Origin of the sequence: Pelagovum pacificum, from assembly GCF_016134045.1 — a bacterium.
Classification (GTDB): Bacteria; Pseudomonadota; Alphaproteobacteria; order Rhodobacterales; family Rhodobacteraceae; genus Oceanicola; species Oceanicola pacificus_A.
Genome location: NZ_CP065915.1, coordinates 2,272,478 through 2,290,438, shown reverse-complemented (window position 1 = coordinate 2,290,438; position 17,961 = coordinate 2,272,478). Strand labels below are relative to the sequence as shown.

At 65.0% G+C, this 17,961-nt stretch carries 17 protein-coding genes; 9 read left to right on the top strand and 8 right to left on the bottom strand.

Going from position 1 to position 17,961, the window contains the following annotated elements; all coding sequences use genetic code 11:
• Positions 1 to 7: 7 nt before the first annotated feature.
• From I8N54_RS11300 to I8N54_RS11290, 3 genes are all read right to left on the bottom strand, one after another.
• Positions 8 to 859, bottom strand: coding sequence for a carbohydrate ABC transporter permease (locus I8N54_RS11300; RefSeq protein ID WP_140192462.1), 852 nt, complete (start codon positions 857 to 859; stop codon positions 8 to 10).
• Complete coding sequence (locus I8N54_RS11295; RefSeq protein ID WP_231592344.1) at positions 859 to 1,731, bottom strand: carbohydrate ABC transporter permease; 873 nt, start codon at positions 1,729 to 1,731, stop codon at positions 859 to 861. Before I8N54_RS11295 ends, I8N54_RS11300 begins: the two co-directional genes overlap by 1 nt.
• Positions 1,732 to 1,815: 84 nt before the next feature.
• Positions 1,816 to 3,066: an ABC transporter substrate-binding protein gene (locus I8N54_RS11290; protein WP_140192464.1), complete on the bottom strand. Its 1,251-nt coding sequence runs from the start codon at positions 3,064 to 3,066 to the stop codon at positions 1,816 to 1,818.
• 122 nt (positions 3,067 to 3,188) lie between these two features.
• On the opposite strand from I8N54_RS11290, the gene I8N54_RS11285 reads away from it, so the two are divergent.
• Positions 3,189 to 4,358: an ROK family transcriptional regulator gene (locus tag I8N54_RS11285; RefSeq protein ID WP_140192465.1), complete on the top strand. Its 1,170-nt coding sequence runs from the start codon at positions 3,189 to 3,191 to the stop codon at positions 4,356 to 4,358.
• A 6-nt stretch (positions 4,359 to 4,364) separates the two neighbouring features.
• Here I8N54_RS11285 and I8N54_RS11280 read toward each other — a convergent pair whose 3' ends face one another.
• Positions 4,365 to 5,669, bottom strand: coding sequence for a glycoside hydrolase family 32 protein (locus tag I8N54_RS11280; RefSeq protein WP_140192466.1), 1,305 nt, complete (start codon positions 5,667 to 5,669; stop codon positions 4,365 to 4,367).
• Positions 5,670 to 5,784: 115 nt separating this feature from the next.
• Here I8N54_RS11280 and I8N54_RS11275 point away from each other — a divergent pair, with 115 nt between their 5' ends.
• The 4 genes from I8N54_RS11275 to I8N54_RS11260 all read left to right on the top strand — a co-directional run bounded on the left by I8N54_RS11275 (position 5,785) and on the right by I8N54_RS11260 (position 10,708).
• Positions 5,785 to 7,434, top strand: a complete 1,650-nt coding sequence (locus I8N54_RS11275; protein ID WP_140192467.1) for a glycoside hydrolase family 3 protein — start codon at positions 5,785 to 5,787, stop codon at positions 7,432 to 7,434.
• A 133-nt stretch (positions 7,435 to 7,567) separates the two neighbouring features.
• Positions 7,568 to 8,269 carry a VIT1/CCC1 transporter family protein gene (locus I8N54_RS11270; RefSeq protein ID WP_197097414.1) on the top strand — a complete coding sequence of 234 codons (702 nt, stop codon included), beginning with the start codon at positions 7,568 to 7,570 and terminating at the stop codon, positions 8,267 to 8,269.
• Positions 8,270 to 8,587: 318 nt separating this feature from the next.
• Positions 8,588 to 9,604, top strand: a complete 1,017-nt coding sequence (locus tag I8N54_RS11265) for a LacI family DNA-binding transcriptional regulator (RefSeq protein ID WP_140192469.1) — start codon at positions 8,588 to 8,590, stop codon at positions 9,602 to 9,604.
• Between the two features lie 168 nt (positions 9,605 to 9,772).
• On the top strand, positions 9,773 to 10,708 hold the full coding sequence (locus tag I8N54_RS11260; protein ID WP_140192470.1) for an NAD(P)H-dependent flavin oxidoreductase: 936 nt from the start codon (positions 9,773 to 9,775) through the stop codon (positions 10,706 to 10,708).
• Between the two features lie 6 nt (positions 10,709 to 10,714).
• Here the strand turns inward: I8N54_RS11260 and I8N54_RS11255 are convergent, their stop codons facing one another.
• Together I8N54_RS11255 and I8N54_RS11250 are read right to left on the bottom strand one after the other, a co-directional pair.
• On the bottom strand, positions 10,715 to 10,897 hold the full coding sequence (locus tag I8N54_RS11255; protein ID WP_232790389.1) for a hypothetical protein: 183 nt from the start codon (positions 10,895 to 10,897) through the stop codon (positions 10,715 to 10,717).
• A gap of 253 nt (positions 10,898 to 11,150) precedes the next feature.
• A complete protein-coding gene (locus tag I8N54_RS11250) occupies positions 11,151 to 11,750 on the bottom strand; it encodes a sulfotransferase family protein (protein ID WP_140192472.1) in 600 nt (199 codons plus the stop codon).
• A 182-nt stretch (positions 11,751 to 11,932) separates the two neighbouring features.
• Between I8N54_RS11250 and recA the strand changes: the two genes are divergently transcribed.
• Entirely contained in the window at positions 11,933 to 13,021 is a 1,089-nt protein-coding gene (gene recA / locus I8N54_RS11245; protein WP_140192473.1) for a recombinase RecA, read from the top strand.
• Positions 13,022 to 13,409: 388 nt separating this feature from the next.
• On the opposite strand, the gene I8N54_RS11240 is transcribed toward recA, so the two are convergent.
• On the bottom strand, positions 13,410 to 13,718 hold the full coding sequence (locus I8N54_RS11240) for a hypothetical protein (RefSeq protein WP_140192474.1): 309 nt from the start codon (positions 13,716 to 13,718) through the stop codon (positions 13,410 to 13,412).
• 218 nt (positions 13,719 to 13,936) lie between these two features.
• On the opposite strand from I8N54_RS11240, the gene alaS reads away from it, so the two are divergent.
• The 3 genes from alaS to I8N54_RS11225 are packed head-to-tail and all read left to right on the top strand — an operon-like array spanning position 13,937 to position 17,372.
• Positions 13,937 to 16,591, top strand: coding sequence for an alanine--tRNA ligase (gene alaS / locus I8N54_RS11235; protein ID WP_140192475.1), 2,655 nt, complete (start codon positions 13,937 to 13,939; stop codon positions 16,589 to 16,591).
• Positions 16,591 to 16,881 carry a DUF1330 domain-containing protein gene (locus I8N54_RS11230; RefSeq protein WP_140192476.1) on the top strand — a complete coding sequence of 97 codons (291 nt, stop codon included), beginning with the start codon at positions 16,591 to 16,593 and terminating at the stop codon, positions 16,879 to 16,881. Before alaS ends, I8N54_RS11230 begins: the two co-directional genes overlap by 1 nt.
• Positions 16,878 to 17,372: an MOSC domain-containing protein gene (locus I8N54_RS11225; RefSeq protein ID WP_140192477.1), complete on the top strand. Its 495-nt coding sequence runs from the start codon at positions 16,878 to 16,880 to the stop codon at positions 17,370 to 17,372. Before I8N54_RS11230 ends, I8N54_RS11225 begins: the two co-directional genes overlap by 4 nt.
• A 39-nt stretch (positions 17,373 to 17,411) precedes the next feature.
• On the opposite strand, the gene I8N54_RS11220 is transcribed toward I8N54_RS11225, so the two are convergent.
• A complete protein-coding gene (locus I8N54_RS11220; RefSeq protein ID WP_231592348.1) occupies positions 17,412 to 17,855 on the bottom strand; it encodes a peroxiredoxin in 444 nt (147 codons plus the stop codon).
• Positions 17,856 to 17,961 lie beyond the last annotated feature (106 nt).

The window sequence follows — 17,961 nt, the reverse complement described above, 5'->3', positions numbered from 1 at the left end:
CTCCGGTTCAGCCCTTCACCGCGCCCATGGTGAGGCCCGATACGAAGTGACGTTGCATGAAGAAGAAGAGGACGACCGGCGGGATCGCGACGATGACGGTCGCGGCCGACAACAGGTTCCAGGCGGAGTAATACTGGCCCCTGAGCGAGGCGAGTCCGGCGGTCACCGGTTTCACGCTGTCGCTGATGGTCAGGACCACGGCCCAGAAATAGTCGTTCCAGATGAAGGTGAAGGTCAGGATCGCCAGCGCGGCGAGTGCCGGGCGGACCAACGGGAAGACCACGTGGACGAGGATCTGCATCGGCGAGCAGCCCTCGGCCCGCGCCGCCTCGAACAGCTCTCGTGGGAGCGCGGCGATGAAGTTGCGCATGAAGAGCGTGGCGAAGCCGGTCTGGAAGGCGACGTGGAAGATCACCAGCGCCCAGACGGTGTCGTAGACGCCGAGGTTCACCATCAGGTTGCGCACCGGGATCATCATGATCTGCGCGGGCAGGAAGTTGCCACCGATGAAGATGCCGAACAGCAGCATGTTCCCCGGAAAACGGTATTTCGACAGCACGAACCCGGCCAGCGTCGATAGTGCGAGCACGAGGATCACCGACGGCACCGTCATCAGGATGGAGTTCCAGTAGTAGCTCGTCATCGGCGTGAGCTGGAACACTCCGATGTAGTTGTCGACGAGGCCGATTTCGGTCGGAATGCCCCAGAGGTTGCCGGCGGCAATGTCCTCCGCCGTGCGGGCGGACGTCAGGAAGATCGCGAACAGCGGGGCGAGCCACAGCAGCAGGATGACCCATACAAAGGCTCCGTAGGTGAAGCGGGCGCCCTTGGCGGTTTCGGGAATAGGACGGGGATACATCAGCGAAGGTCCTCCGCGCGCATGATCCGGCTGAGATACCAGCCGATGAAGACAAGCATGATGACGAACAGGACCGCCGCGATCGCCGCGCCGTAGCCGAAGCGATAGGAGAAGATAGACTGCTCATACATCTCGTAGGCGAGCACCGAGGACGACCCGAACGGTCCGCCCTGCGTCATCACCGAGATCATGTCGAACGAGCGCAGCGCGCCGATCGCGGTGATGGCGATGGCGATGAAGGTGACTTCCTTGAGCTGCGGCAGCACGACGTGGCGCAGCATGTCCCAGCCCTTCGCGCCGTCAACGCGACCGGCGCCGATCAGCTCTTCGCTGAGGTTGTTGAGCCCGGCGAGGTAGAGGATCATGCAGAAGGCGATCTGCGGCCAGAGCGCGGCACCGACGATGGCAAAGGTGACGAGGTCGGGATCGGACAGCAGGGCAGGGGCTTCTGCCCCGAAAGCGGAATAGGCGAGCGCCAGCAGCCCGAAGCGGGGCGTGTAGACCCAGGTGAAGACGACGCCGACGGCGACGGAGGCGAGCACCAGCGGTGTGAAGAACAGCGATTTGGCGAACCGCATGCCGGCGATCTTCTGATTGACCAGCAGCGCGATCGCGAGGCCGAGAGGCGGCGCCAGCATGAACATCACCAGCCAGATCACGTTGTTCTTCAGGGCGGTGAAGAACTGCGGGTCACGGAACAGCTCTCGGTAATTGTCGATGCCGACCCAGACCTTGGGGCCGAGGCCGTCCCACTGGTGCAGCGAGATCCACAGCGATTGCAGCGACGACCAGACGATCACCACGCCGAACAGGATCACCGCCGGCAGGATGAAGATCGTCGGCCAGAGCCAGCTTCGGTTACGTTTCCACATGTCGGACATCGGTCCTCCGGACGTGAAGGGAGAGACCGGCGCAGCGATGGGCTGCGCCGGTTCGTGTCGGTCGGGTCGGAGGCGTCAGATGTCGCCGTAGATCCGTTGACGGGTCTGTTCGAGCCGCTGCAGGATCTGGTCGCGCCGCTCGGGCCGGACCATGAATTCCTGGAAGCCGTTGAGGCCGGCCTGCGCCATGTCCGGGTTGGTATCCCGGTCGTAGTACTGCGCGGTGCCCTCGACGGAGCGGAGCGCCTCGACTGCCTGGTTGACGAGCGGGTTGTCCCCGGCGGGGACGTCGTTCCTCGGCGGCACGGCGCCGGCGGGGCCGATCGTCTTCATCAGGTTCTCGGGGCGGTAGTAGTACTCGAGAAACTCCTTGGCGACTTCCGGGTTCTCCGCGCGGGCGGGGATGTGGACGGAGTCGGTCGAGAAATCCTCGAAGCGCGGGATGTCGGCAATCTTCGGGAACGGCGTGTAGGTCAGGAACTTCTTGTCCGCATCCGGGATCGCGCTGTTCACGAACGGGCCGAGGTTGATCATCGCCGCTTCGCGCCGGCCGAGCAGGGCCGCCGCCTCCTGCCACGTGAAGGACGTGTGGTTCTCGAGGAAAGCGCCGGCGTTTATCATCTCTTCCCAGTGTTCGAAGATCGGGGCGAGCTGCGGATCGGTATAGGCGATCTCGCCGTTCATCAGCGCCATATGCGTCTCGAGACCCACGGTGCGCAGGCTGAACTGGTCGAAGAGACCGGCCGCCGGCCAGAGTTCCTTGGTGCCGAGCGTCATCGGCACGAGGCCCATGCCCTTCGTCTGGTCGACGAATGCCATCATGCCGTCCCAGTCCTCGGGCGGGGTGAGGCCCATCTCATCGAAGACGTTGGAGAGGTACCAGTTGCCCCAGAGCGTACCGTTCAGCGGCAGGCCCCATTGGCGGTCGTTGATGGTCACGGCGGAGATCACGCCGCCGAGGACGTCCGGATAGCCTTGCTCCTGCACGAAATCGGTAATGTCGAGGAACAGATCACGTTCGACGAAGGTTCTCATGCGGTTGCCGGAGAACCAGAAACAGATGTCGGGGGCGTCGGCGACGAGGTAGTTGCGAATGGCGGTCTTGTGGGCCTCGTGATCGATGAAGCTGAGGTCCACCTCCACGCCGCTTTCCTCCTGGAAGCCTTCGACGACCTCGATGAAGCCGTCACGCTCTTCGCCGGCGTTCGTGTCGTTGATGATTCGCAGCGATCTCGACTGGGCGAAAGCCGGTGTGGCGAGCGCGCTGGCGGTCAGTCCGGCGCCGAGCTTGAGGGCCCCGCGACGCGAGAAATGTCGTCTGGTCATTCGATTTCCTCCCACGATTATGCGGGATCGGACATCTCTTCGTGTCCCGATTCCGCATCGAATGTTGACGACGCTATGGGCAGGCGCCTATGAAGATCAATAGTTAATTTAGAAAGCTAACAATGAGTTCGAGGCCAGTTCTGAAGGGCGGACAGGAAACCTCGCGGGCGCTGAACCGGCGGTCCGTCCTTGGTTTGTTGAGGATGAAGCCCGGTCTCAGCCGGGCAGAACTCGCCGGTCAGATCGGTCTGAGCCGCGCCGCGATCACATCCGTCGTGAACGAGATGCTGGACGAGGGTCTCCTGCTGGAGGGCGAGACGAGCGCCGGCGCGCCGGGCCGTCGCCCGATCCCGCTCGAGATCAAGTACGACGCCGGGTTCGCCGTCGGCGTGCGGGTGCGCGGGTCGTCTCTGCAATGCGTGCTCACCGACCTTTCGACCCAGGTTCTGGAGACGGTCGTCGTGCCGCTTGAGGACACCAGCCCGCCCGGCCTTGTCGAGGCGATCGCCACGGCGGTGGAGTTGCTGGAGGCCAAGAACACCGGGCGCGGCGCGCCGATCATCGGCATCGGGGTCGGCATTCCCGGCGCGGTGCAGGCCGAGACGGGCAAGGTGCTGCGCTCTTTCCGGCTCGGTTGGCGGAACGTGCAGCTCGCAAGGATGCTGGCCGCGCGGGTCGAAGTTCCGGTCTGGGTGGACGACGACGTCCACGCCTTCGCACTGGCGCAGTTCCTGTTCGGCGCGGCTCGGCACAGCGGAACCTCCGCCGTGCTCGCAGTTGGCGAGGGGGTCGCCGCGGCCTCGATCGTCGAGGGCGGCGTCCGGCGGGGCGCCTACGGGGCGGCGGGAAAGATCGGCCACATCCGGATCGCGCCGGACGGCCCGCTTTGCGAGTGCGGCCGGCGCGGATGCCTGCAATCGCTCCATGCCGAGGGCGGTATGGTCGAGCGCTGGAGCAAGGGCGGCAGGGCGGAATTCCTCGCGGCCATCAAGGCCGGCGAGTCCGACGCGCTTCGCATCGCGCGCGAGTCCGGAGAAGCGATCGGTCGGGTCGCGGCGATCTATTGCTCGACCATCGACCCGACGATGCTGCTGATCGGCGGCGAGGCGACGGAACTCGGCGCGGCGTTCCTGATGCCGCTTCAGGAGAGCCTGAAGGACACGATCATGGCCGACCATGTCGAGATCATCACCGACTGGGACGAGGCGGCGTGGGCCCGAGGTGCCGCCGCGCTCGCGACCCAGAGGTTGTTCGATTTCGAGGCGGTGCAGGGCGCCCTGTCGATGAATTGACGGGGCTCAGCCCCACACGTCGAACCGTGCGGAGGCCTCCGGCGCATCCGGGTAGAACAGGTTCGTCAGCCAGAGGCGCCCGTCACCGGCGCAGAGCTCGACCAGCCCGTGATCCATGAGGACCATCACCGGCAGCGGCCCGCTCCAAGGAGAGGTCACGTCGTAATCGTGCCCGAAGGTCGGCAGGGTCGGGTCCTCCGGTCTCAGGGTGCGAACCCGGACGCGATCCGGCGCGGGGCGCTCGATCATGAACTGCGGCTCCGCCTCACCGAACAGCGTGACGGAAAGGACCTGCCTCTCGCCGAGCTCGATCGTCGTCTCCGCAAGCTGCACAGCGGGATCGTCGGACCCTATGACGGCCTTGCGGACCTCGTCGGGCAACGACGCCGCGACGCGCAGCCCGTCCTGCGTCTCCACCAGTTGCAGCGCGCGGGGCAGGGACATGACACCCCGGAATGCCTCGGTCGGGGTCTGCTTGGCATAGCGCCAGTTGCTCGCCCAGCCGATGGCGACGGGCGGCCCGGAGGGGTCCCGCTCGAAGAAGGTTTGCGCGGCGTAGTAGTCGCGCCCGTGGTCGAGCCAGAGTTCGGTTTCCGGCGGGTTCAGGTTCTCGAAGCGCAATCCGTCGAACTGGCCGAGGAAATACTGCGTGCCCGACCCTTCCGCATAGGCGCCGGGATTCACCCCGATGATGAGCATCCAGACTTCGGACCCATCCGGAGCGGTGAGCGGGACGAGGTCGGGGCATTCCCACGGCTCGTCGCTGTGGCGGCCTTCGCCCTCGCCGAAACTCGACAGGTGCCGCCATGTCCGCAAGTCGTCGGAGCCGTAGAAGCCGACCGTCTGTCCCTCGGTCACCAGCATGACCCAACCCGCGTCGATGCGGATGACCTTCGGATCACGGAACGCCACGAGGCCGGGGTTCGGAATGACCGGATTCCCGGGATCCTTGTCGAAAGTTCCGGCACCGAGATCGGCATGGACGAGGCATTGCTGCTGGAAATCGCGGCCCTCGCCGTCGAGGCGGTGAGACGTGTAGAAGAGCTTCACCTCGCCCTCTGGCGTCTCGACCGCGCTGCCCGAGAAACAGGTGCCGAGGTCATCGGGGTAGAGCGCGACCGGCAACTCTTCCCACGTCGTCAGGTCGCGGCTTCGCGCGTGGCCCCAGTGCATCGGACCGTGGGTGATGCTGTCGGGGTCGTACTGGAAGAAGAGATGCCAGTATCCGGCGCTGCGGATCATGCCGTTGGGATCGTTCATCCAGCCGACGCTTGGCGTGAAGTGCAGGCGGGGGCGGAATTTCTCGGTCATCGCGGTCTCCTTGGCGGCCGGCTCGGCAGTGCGGTCTTACAGCCCGGAAGCGGTTGTGCGAAGGTCCGATCCGGGAGAACCGGCGGCCCTTCGCCGCCGGGACAGGGAGGCCCAGATGGACGATTTCACCAAAGCACCCTTCAACCTCGATCGCGAAGGCGCGGACTGGGTCGAGGACCGCCTCGCCGCCATGTCCGACCGCGAGAAGATGGCCCAGTGCTTCAACGTGATGCTGGATGCGAGCGACAGCGAGGGATGTACCCGGATCGCGGCGATGGCGCCCGGCTCCGTCGCGATCCGCGGTGCGGACACGCCCGCCGAGGCGCAGGCCCTGATCGCGCGCTTCGACGACGCCAACCCCGTGCCGCTGCTGGTCACCGCCGACCTCGAAGGCAGCCTGATGACCCCGCCGGGCGCCAGCCCCGCACCGAACCCGCTCGGCTTCGCGGCCATCGACGAGCCGGCCGCGACCGAGCAGATGAGCCGGATCATGGCGCATCAGGCGGCTCATTTCGGGATCAACTGGTCCTTCACGCCCTGCATCGACATCAACGCCCGGTTCCGCTCCGCGATCGTCGGCACCCGCAGCTTCGGGTCGGACCCGGCAAAGATCCGGCGCCATGCGCTGGCCCATGTGCGTGGTCTTGCGTCGGAGACCTGCGCCGCGACGGCCAAGCACTTCCCCGGCGAAGGTTACGACGAGCGCGACCAGCACCTCGTCACCACGGTCAATCCGCTCTCGATGGCCGAGTGGGAGGAGACCTACGGCAAGCTCTACCGCACGATGTTCGAAGAGGGCGGCGTCATGGCGGTGATGCCCGGTCATATCGCTCTACCGTCCTACATGCGCGAGGTCCTCGGCGAGAAGGAGACGGAAGAGCATTACCAGCCAGCGACCGTGAACCGGCACCTGATTGAGGGTTTGCTGCGAAAGCGGCTCGGCTTCCGGGGGATCGTCGTTTCCGACGCCTCGGAGATGGCTGGCCTGACCTCCTGGATGACGCGCGCGGAGTCGGTCGTGGCGATGCTGAACGCGGGCTGCGACATCGTTCTGTTCACCTCCGACTTCGCCTACGACCTCGAGGTGGTCGAGGCAGCGCTAGCCGACGGACGTCTGTCGTGGGCGCGGATCGAGCAGGCCATCCGGCGGCAACTGGCGCTCAAAGCGGCGGTCGGGCTGCACCGCCGCCATACATGGGAGCGCCCGGCGCGGGACCGCGACGCCGACGACAAGCTGTCGCGCGACCTGATGCGGCGGTTGCCCACGCTGGTGCGTGACCGCGACGACCTGCTTCCCCTGTCGCCCGAGACGCACCGCAAGATACTGCTCGTCTCGAAAGGGGTGATCTTCCCGTTCGCGCCCGGTCCCTTGCCATTGCATCTGCCCGACCAGCTTCGCACGGCGGGCTTCGAAGTGACGGAACACGACTGGGGCACGCCGGTGGATCCGCAGGGCCACGACCTCATCCTCTACTGCTTTGCGGAGGAGAGCCTCCTGACGCGGGGGACGATCACGCTCGACTGGTTCGCGATGCATGGCTCCTTCAAGACGGCGATGCGGCGACCCCATGATGTGCCGTCTCTGATGGTGAGCTTCGGACATCCCTATTACCTCTACGAGGTCACGCGGATGCCCTGTTACATCAACGCCTATTCCTCGCACCTCGATGCGCAGCAGGCGGTGGTCGACGCGCTGACCGGCAAACGGTCGTTCGAGGGCAAGAACCCCGTGGACCCGTTCTGCGGATTGCCTGAATTCGTGTGAGCGGCAAAACTGGGCACCGCGCTGCGCTGGCATGTTATGATCCGACGAGGTCGCCGCCCGGGCGATGGCAACAAAGAGGTCCGCCGATGTCCGCGCCGCTGATCCTGACCACCGGTTGCGGCGAGGGCTGCCGTTGGGACTGAAACGCTACCTCAAGCAGATCGTCTACGGCGGCAACGACGGGATCGTCACCACCTTCGCCGTCATCGCCGGCTTCGAAGGGGCGGGCGGCGAAGCGGGGACGCCCCTGGCGGCCGGAATCGTGCTGCTGTTCGGCCTGGCGAACCTGTTCGGGGACGCCACGTCGATGGGCCTAGGCGATTACATCTCCGAACGGTCGGAGCGAGAGGTCGATCGCGCCGAGCACGCGGCAATGCGCGAGATGGCGGCCCGCCGACCGGATGAAGCGGCGGCGATCGTGGAACGTCGGCTCGGCGCGCAGGGACTGGCCGCGGACGACGCCCGCGCCGTCACCGACCGGCTGCGCAAGGCGCCGGACGCGCTGGCGCATGCGGTGATCGCGCTGGACCATGGCGTGTCGCCGGACGGGGATACGGGGATGGTGACACAGGCGGTGGTCACCTTCGCCTCATTCATCGCGTTCGGGGCGTTGCCGCTCGCGCCCTACATGCTGCCCGAGATCGACGTGCTGACCCGGATCGGCCCCTTCGGGACGGCGTTGATCGGCTCGCTTGTGGCGCTGGTCCTGCTTGGTCTTCTCAAGCACCGGGTCGGGGGCGGCAGTCCGCTGCGTTCGGTCGCCGAGATCGTGATCGTCGGTGTGATCGCGGGCGGAGTCGCCTTCGCGGTGGGGACGTTCTTCGAACTTACCTGAGCCGACCCCGCACGCGAATGACGCGGGGCCGGGTGAGCCGATCAGAAGCGGTGTTCGCGATTCCGATCGGGGGAGGCCCAGATCAAGGTGCCCGCCGGGAAGGTCCGGTGCCCTTCGATCCGCGCGATCAGCGGGCCGGCCTCCTCGGACTCGAGGTAGACGATCGTGTCCGCACCAACCTCCCTTGGCGGTGTTCGGCGAGCTCTCCTCCGAGTCGCGTAGACCGTTTTACGTAGACTGTTCCACACGCCACCTGTCGCGCAAGAGAAAAATATTCTAAGGTCGCGCCAAGGGGCCGATGCCCAAGGTGAGGGGACAGTGGACAAACCAGTTCAACAGCGCCGCAAGGTGACCATCCGGAGCGTGGCCGAAGACGCCGGCGTCTCCGTTGCCGCGGTCTCGAAAGTGCTGCGCAACGCCTATGGCGTCAGCGATCATCTCCGCGCCAAGGTGCAGACGTCGATCGAGAAACTGGGCTACAGGCCAAGCACGGCAGCGCGCGGAATGCGTGGCCGCACCTATACCGTCGGCGTGCTGCTGGTGGAGATGGTGAACCCGTTCCTGTCGCAGATCGTCATGGGGCTGAAGCCCGCCCTGGAGGACGCGAATTACCAGTTTCTGATGGGTGTCGGCGGTGCCGAAATGAAGATCGAAGGCTCGCTGATCGATTCGATGACGGACATGAGGATGGACGGGCTCGTGCTCGTCGCGCCCCGTCTTCACGGCGAGTTGCTGGCGCAATATGCCCGCAACATCCCCACGGTCGTCATCGGGCATCACGAACCCTCGGCCACGGCCTTCGACACGGTGAATTCCGACGACCGGGAAGGTGCTCGGCTGGTCGTGCGCTCGCTGGTCGCAGCCGGACACCGCGACATTCACATGGCTTCGCTGCCGCCGCGCAGCGGCAGTTTCGAGGTCTATACCGAACGCGAACTCGGCTTCCGGGAGGCGATGGCGGAGGCCGGCCTCGGCGATCGCGCCAAGGTCTGGCACTTCCGCGAAGTGGACGGCCAGCCCGCTCCGCCTCTCGAGGCCTTCTTCGATATCGACCCGGCGCCGACAGCCGTCTTCGTCTGGAGCGACAAGCACGCGATACAGCTGCTGGACGCCGCCCGCGCGCGCGGCATCGTTGTCCCCCGCGACCTTGCCGTGATCGGCTACGACAACACGCCGATCGCCAACCTCTCGATGATCGGCCTGAGCAGCGTGGAGCAACGCGCCGGCGAGATCGGCCGCATGGCCGCGCAATCGCTGATGTCCCGCATCGAAGGGCGCACGACGCCCGAACACATCCTTATCCAGCCCGAACTCTCTCGCCGCGCGAGTTCCTGACGGCCTCGCCGGGCGGACATGCGTAATGGACTTCCGCCAAGTCACGGTCGTCCGCATCGCCGCCAGCATCCAGCGCATCACCTGACGCGCCCGCGATGACGCAGCGGCGCGCGGTGACAGGGGCGCCGCGCGTTGCTAGGTCTTGGCGGCCCGCCAGAGGAGCCGCGCATGCCCATACCCGAACGACTCTCGCCACTCGGCCTGCCTGCCATCGCCGCGCCGATGTTTCTGGCCTCTGGTCCCGACCTGGTCGTCGAAACCTGCAATTCCGGCGTCGTCGGGACCTTTCCCGCCCTCAACCAGCGCAAGACGGAGGGTTTTTCCGACTGGCTGGACCAGATCAAGAGCCGGCTCGGTACCGGTGCCGCCCCCTATGGCGTGAACCTGATAGTCCACCGCTCCAACCCCCGGCTCGAGGCGGACCTGAAGGTGGTCGTGCAGCACCAGGTGCCGCTCGTCATCACGTCGCTCGGTGCGGTGAAGGACGTAGTGGATGCCGTGCATTCCTACGGCGGACTGGTTTTCCACGACGTCATCAACCGACGCCATGCCGAAAAGGCTGTCGAGGCCGGGGTCGACGGGATCATTGCCGTCGCGGCGGGGGCAGGCGGCCACGCCGGTACCTATAGCCCGTTCGCGCTCGTCTCAGAGATACGCGAGATATTCTCCGGCACTATCGTTCTGTCCGGCGCGATCAACACCGGTGCCCAGATCGCGGCGGCCCGGATGATGGGGGCCGACATGGGCTACCTCGGCACGCGGTTCATCGCGACGCGCGAAGCGATGGTCGATCCGGACTACAAGCAGATGGTGATCGACTCGCACGCGGCGGATGTCGTCTACACACCGGCGATTTCCGGCGTTCACGCCAACTTCCTGCGACCCTCGATCGTCGCGGCGGGGCTCGATCCGAACAATCTGCCCGAACATGGCCGGATGAATCTGGAGGGCGAAGCAAAAGCCTGGAGCACGGTATGGTCAGCCGGGCAGGGCACCGGCGGGATCAGCGACCTGCCTGCAGCAGCCGATCTCTGCGCGCGTCTCAGGCAAGAATACCGCGCCGCAATGACAGCCGCGGCGGCCGACCCGTTCCTTACGGACTGAGCGGTCTCAGCCGCCGCAGGTGGCCTCGGCGGCGCCGCTGCGCTGCCCACCGTCCCGCGGGCTCGGCGATCCGGTCTTTTGGGACCGCATCGACTCGCTGACGCTGTCGCAGATGACGCCGTCGTCGTCCTTCAGGACCTCGCGCAGGGACAGGCCGAGGTAGCGGGCCGACGTCTCAAGGAATTCCATGGACATATCATCCATCTCCACGTTGCCGGTGGCGAAGAGCGGATGCCATCCGGCGTTAGTATGAAGATTGGATGACAAGTTCGCCGCCAAGGCGAGCGCGACGTTCTGCAACGAGTGAAATCAGCGGAAGATTGCTCTGATCGGCCACATCTGAAGGCAATGATCTTTCAAAGACATGCCAGCAACCTCTGGTGAACAGTGTGTATATCTTCATGTGAAATCTGAAGTTCGACTTGTAAGCCGCTGTAATCGTTCAGGAGCGCGCACCCATTTCCCAGACGTCGAACTCCTCCGGCCGTTTCCGGCGGAATTTCTCCTCCATCTTGGGCGAAATCTCGAGCTCCATCGCCGGCGACACGTTGAGTCGCTTCATCTCGATGGTCCCGCCAAGCCGGTCTTCGAGGAAGGCGACAAGCTTGTCCTGCTGCTCGTACTGGAAGAGGTGATCGACGCCCAGGCTGCCGTCGGGTTTCAGCAGGAACTTCGCCTGACTGCCGACCGCGGCGTGCGGCGGCTGCGTTCCCCTGCAGAAATCATTGACGAAATCGTCGAAATCCATGTCTCGCGTGCTGTTGGGATGGCCGATCAGGTCCTCGCGCGATCGGTAGCGGAACCAGCTGCCGAGCCAGTCAACCGGATGGCGTACGACGGCAAGCGTCTCCATCTTCTGGCCGCCGGCTTTCTCGAAGAACGGGTCGAGCCAGCGGTTGTAGCGGTATACGGCGGAGTGTTTCAGCTCCGGCGGGTCGCGCAGAACGATCGAAGCGCGCGGTGCAAGTGCCCCTTCCAAAGCCGTCGTGCCCGTCTTCGGCACCGCGAGGAACACCAGTTTTTCCTTCCAGAACACCAACATGCGTGCCGTCCGCCCTTTAGATCGCCTGTGAGAACCACTCTTTAACGTCTTTGGCGCACAACTGCATCAAGCGAAGATAAGGGTTGCTATGTTCCTGTTTTGGTCTCATACGGATGAGAACAAGAGGCGAACGAAGCAGCGATTGCCGCGCCCCCCGGGCGTGTGGGATAAGGAGCCAAAATATGGCAACGGCAGACCTTCTTAGCATGAAGAACGACAAGAGTTCCGCAGACAAGCAGAAGGCCCTGGATTCCGCGCTGGCGCAGATCGAGCGTCAGTTCGGCAAGGGCTCCATCATGAAGCTCGGCTCGTCGAATCCGCTCGCGGATATCGAATCGACTTCGACCGGGTCGCTCGGTCTCGACATCGCGCTCGGCATCGGCGGGCTTCCCAAGGGACGGATCGTGGAAATCTACGGTCCCGAATCCTCGGGCAAGACGACGCTGACGCTCCATTGCGTCGCGGAAGAGCAGAAGAAGGGTGGTGTCTGCGCTTTCGTCGACGCCGAACACGCGCTCGATCCGCAATACGCCAAGAAGCTCGGGGTGAACCTCGACGAGCTGCTGATTTCCCAGCCCGACACGGGGGAACAGGCGCTCGAGATTACGGATACGCTGGTCCGCTCCGGCGCCGTCTCGATGGTGATCGTCGATTCCGTCGCCGCGTTGACGCCCAAGAGTGAGCTCGAGGGTGACATGGGCGACAGCTCCGTCGGTGTCCACGCCCGCCTGATGAGCCAGGCGATGCGCAAGCTCACCGGCTCGATCGCTCGCAGCAAGTGCACGGTCGTCTTCATCAACCAGATCCGGATGAAGATCGGTGTCATGTTCGGCAGCCCCGAGACGACGACGGGCGGCAACGCGCTGAAGTTCTATTCCTCCGTCCGCCTCGACATTCGCCGTATCGGCGCGATCAAGGACCGTGACGAGGTCGTCGGCAACCAGACCCGCGTGAAAGTTGTGAAGAACAAGGTCGCCCCGCCGTTCAAGCAGGTCGAGTTCGACATCATGTACGGCGAGGGCATCTCAAAGACCGGCGAATTGCTCGACCTCGGCGTGAAGGCCGGGGTGGTCGAGAAGTCCGGCGCGTGGTTCTCCTACGGAGATGAACGGATCGGGCAGGGTCGCGAGAACGCCAAGACGTTCCTCAAGGAAAACGCGAACATCGCCTATGACATCGAAGACAAGATTCGCGCAGCGCACGGTCTCGATTTCCATATGGACGAGAACGACAGCACCGGTTCGGACGACGATGATCTCGTGGAGATGTAGGGAACGAGAGGCGACCTCCGGGTCGCGCGTTCGCTGACTGCGAGACGATCCTTCGGAACGGATTGTCCGGTGGGCATGAATTCACGCAAGAGGACGGCCTTCGGGTCGTCCTTTCGCATTTCAGGCCGAGAGGCGATGGATGCTTGGCGACATGGTCGGTCGTCGCAACGCCTCATCCGCTGGTAGCCGCAGACCAGTCAAAGCCACCTAGGGCCGGAATCTCTGCCAGCTGCCAGCAATGCGTTGGACGATACAAGCCAGAAGTTCGGCCTTAAGTCTCTGAGAAGAGTGACAACTTCTGTTGGATTGGGAGCCGGTGCGACTTGACTTGAACATTCCGGCTCTCCGACAAAGACGGCTAACGCAAACTCCGGCGGCAGCCCCAGTGTCAACGCGCGGCGATCACCTTGTCGAGCGCCTCAAGGCTACCGGCCAGATTGGACAAACCAAGCGCATCGCCATTGATCAGAGGCTCGGCCCCGAGATTGATCGCCGTGACATCGAGCGGCGGATGACGAGTGATGGCGGCTGCATCGTGCGACCATAGTCCAAACGGCTTGCCGAGTTCGCCCGTGGTCGACAATTCTTCCAGCATCTGTTCGGGCGGCCCGGCAAAGGCCACGTCAAAGCTCTCCTCCGAACTGGCGGAGAAGCCGAGCATTCCGATTGCCAAAGTGGCGAACAATTTGCGCGTCATGCCCGTCCCGATCATTGAGCTTCGCTGACATATGAACGAACCGACAGGATCGCAGGTTCCCTCTCGTCCTCGTGATGACGTCATGATTTTCGCTCCGCTCTGCAAGGGCAGGCCACCTTGCGCCGGGGGTTCGCGCGGCCCTCCGCCGGAACGGGCTGTAGACACCCCATTGGCGCGGCGATAAACCGCCTGCGACCAAGGATACGGACACCCACCCGATGACCAGCCTCGCCGACATCCGCTCGACCTTCCTCGACTACTTCCGCCGCCAGGGCCATGAAGTCGTCGATTCATCGCCGCTTGTGCCGCGCAACGATCCCACGTTGATGTTTACGAACTCCGGCATGGTGCAATTCAAGAACCTCTTCACCGGTGTCGAGACGCGCGACTACACCCGTGCGACCACGGCGCAGAAATGCGTCCGGGCGGGGGGCAAGCACAACGACCTCGACAACGTCGGCTACACCGCGCGGCACCTGACGTTCTTCGAGATGATGGGCAACTTCTCCTTCGGCGATTATTTCAAGGAGGCCGCCATCCCCTTCGCCTGGGAAATGGTGACGAAAGAGCTCGGCATCCCGAAGGACCGTCTGCTGGTCACCGTGTTCCATACCGACGACGAGGCCGCCGATCTGTGGAAGAAGGTCGCGGGCCTGCCGGACGACCGCATCATCCGCATCCCCACCTCGGACAATTTCTGGCAGATGGGGCCGACCGGTCCGTGCGGCCCCTGCACCGAAATATTCTTCGACCACGGTGAGAAATTCTGGGGCGGTCCGCCCGGCAGCCCGGACGAGGATGGCGACCGGTTCATCGAGATCTGGAACAACGTCTTCATGCAGTACGAGCAGTTCGAAGACGGCAGCCGCCGTGAGCTCGAGGCGCAGTCGATCGACACCGGCATGGGGCTGGAGCGGATTTCCTCGCTCCTGCAGGGCACCAACAACGTCTTCGAGACCGACCTGTTCAAGGCGATCATCGAGGCGTCGGCCAACGCGTCGAACACATCGACGGACGAGGCGCACATCACGCACCACCGGGTCATCGCCGATCACCTGCGTTCCACCTCCTTCCTGATCGCCGAGGGCGTCCTGCCCAGCAACGAAGGCCGGGGCTACGTGCTGCGCCGGATCATGCGTCGCGCCATGCGCCATGCGCACCTTCTCGGCGTTCAGGACCCGCTGATGCACCGGCTCGTGCCGGCGCTCGTCACCCAGATGGGCGCCGCCTATCCGGAACTGCGGGAGCGCCAGCGTGCCATCGAGGAGACGCTTCAGGCCGAGGAAGTCCGCTTCCGCCAGACTCTCGACCGCGGTCTGAAGCTGCTCGACGAGGAAACCGCCGACTTCGGTGAGGGGTCGAGCCTGCCCGGCGAGACGGCCTTCAAGCTCTACGACACGTTCGGCTTCCCGCTCGACCTCACGCAGGACGCGCTGCGCTCCCGCGGGATCGAGGTCGACACCGCCGGTTTTGACAGCGCCATGGCCGAGCAGAAGGCCCGTGCCCGCGCCGCATGGTCCGGCAGCGGCGAGACGGCGGACCAGACGATCTGGTTCGACATCGCCGACGACAATGAGTCCACCGACTTCCTCGGCTACGAGTACGAAAAGAGCGAGGGCCAGATTCTCGCTCTCGTCACCGACGGCGCGAAAAGCGCGACCGCGACCAAGGGCCAGACGGTACAGATCGTTCTGAACCAGACGCCGTTCTACGCGGAATCCGGCGGCCAGGTCGGCGATGCCGGCACCCTCACCACGGAGAGCGGCGCGGCTCGCATCACCGACACGAAGAAGGTGGCCGGGCTCTTCATCCATTTCGCCGAAGTGACCGAGGGCGAGATCGGCAAGGGGCAGGGTGCGACGCTCGAAGTCGACCATGAGCGCCGTTCGACCATCCGGGCCAACCACTCCGCCACGCACTTGTTGAACGAGGCGCTGCGCGTGACGCTCGGCGATCACGTTGCGCAGCGCGGATCGTTGAACGCGCCGGACCGGTTGCGCTTCGACTTCTCGCATCAGAAGGCGCTGACGGATGAGGAGATCGCCACGATCGAACGAGACGTGAACGCGATGATCCGCCAGAATTCCGCCGTCTCGACGCGCATAATGACGCCCGACGACGCACGTGCGCTCGGCGCGCAGGCGCTGTTCGGCGAGAAGTACGGCGACGAGGTTCGCGTTGTCTCGATGGGCGAGGCGGACACCGGCAAGGGGCCGGAGGGCAGGACCTACTCGATCGAGCTTTGCGGCGGCACGCATGTCACCCGCACCGGCGACATCGGACTCTTCGCACTCGTGTCCGAGACCGCGTCCGCCGCCGGCATCCGCCGCATCGAGGCGCTGACCGGCGACGCCGCCCGCAAGGTGCTGCGCGGGCGCGACATCGCCCTGTCCGAAGTCGAGGGCCTGTTGAAGACGTCCGAGGATGTGCCCGCCCGGGTTCGCGCCCTGATGGACGAACGCCGCGCCCTGCAGAACGAGGTCGCACAGCTGCGCCGTCAGCTCGCCCTGTCGGGTGGCCCGGCGGAGGGTCCCGCCGCGAAGGAGATCAACGGCGTGAAGTTCATCGCGCAGGTGATGAACGGTGTGACGGGCAAGGACCTGCCGTCGCTGATCGACAGCATGAAGGCGGATCTTGGCTCCGGCGCGGTCCTGCTGATCGCCGACTCCGACGGCAAGGCGGCGGTTGCCGCTGGCGTGACCGGGGACCTGACCGGCACCGTGTCGGCGGTCGATCTTGTCCGCGCGGCCGTGGCGGAACTCGGCGGCAAGGGCGGCGGTGGTCGGCCGGACATGGCGCAAGGTGGCGGCAAGGATGCCGCGAATGCCGATGCCGCGATCGCGGCGGCTGAAAAAGTGCTGGAGGAGAAGTGATGGCAGAGGCTCTCTGGATCGCCCATGTGAAGGTCTCCGACGCGGAGGCTTACGGCGAATATGCCAAGCGCGCGACCGGTGCGATCGCCGACCACGGCGGCCGTTTCATCGCGCGGGGTGGTGCCTACGAACAGCTCGAAGGACCGGACCGTCCGCGCAACGTGGTGGCGCGGTTCCCGTCGATGCAGGCGGCGCACGATTGCTACTATTCGGACGCCTACCAGGAGGCACTGTCCTTCGCGAAAGGCGCGGCGGAACGCGAACTTGTGATCGTCGAACTCAGCGAATGAGCCTTCTTGCCGACCTTCGTGCGCGCCACGCGTCGGAGGGTCGGGTGACGTGGATCGGACTGCGGCCCGTGCGGCTCGCGGCGATGGAGACGCCGAACACGGTGGAGGTGACGCTGTCGGGCCTCGACGGCGACCACGCTCGGGCCGGCAAGCGGGCGGTGACGCTGATTCAGCAGGAACACCTCTCGGTCATCGCCGCGCTCTCCGGTCGGGACGAGGTGAACCCGGAGGAGGTGCGGCGCAACCTGGTTATTGCCGGCATCAACCTTGCCGCGCTCAGGGATGTGCCCGTCCGCTACGGCACCGCGCTGCTGAGGATCTCCGGTCCCTGTCCGCCGTGCTCCCGGATGGAGCGAGTGCTCGGGCCGGGCGGTTACAATGCGATGCGCGGGCACGGCGGGTGGTATGCCGAAGTGCTGGAGCCGGGGCGCATTGCGATCGGGGATAGCGTGCAGCCCGACTTTAAAAATACGGAAATATCAGACAATTGAGGGCCGAACCTCACGCGCTGCATGAGGTTCGGCGAGCGCTCAAAGGACCTTCGCAGCCTCTAGTACGGCTTCAACATGGCCCGGCACCTTCACCTTGCGCCACGCCTTGGCGATCTTGCCCTCGGAGTCGATCAGAAAGGTCGACCGCTCGATCCCCATGAAGGTCTTGCCGTACATGCTTTTCTCTTTCCAGACGCCGTAGCGCTCGCAGACATCGCCGTTCTCATCCGACAGAAGCGGCACGCCGAGCGCGTGCTTGTCGCGGAACTTGTCGTGCGAGGTGATGCTGTCCTTCGACACGCCGATCACCGCGACGCCGGCCTCGTCGAAGGCGCCGGCCATCTCGGTAAAGCCGACCGCTTCCTTGGTGCAGCCGCTGGTGTCGTCGCGGGGGTAGAAGAACAGCACGACGGGCTTGCCCGCGAACTCTTCCAACGTGAGGTTGCCGCCCCCGTCCCGGGGGAGGTCGACTGCGGGCGCCATGTCACCCTCTTGCGGTATATTGCCCGTCATGAGATCCCTTTCTTGCCACGATGAGGCTCTCCGTGGCGTTGTAGGGCGCAGGACCCCGGAAGAAAGGGCCGCCGAG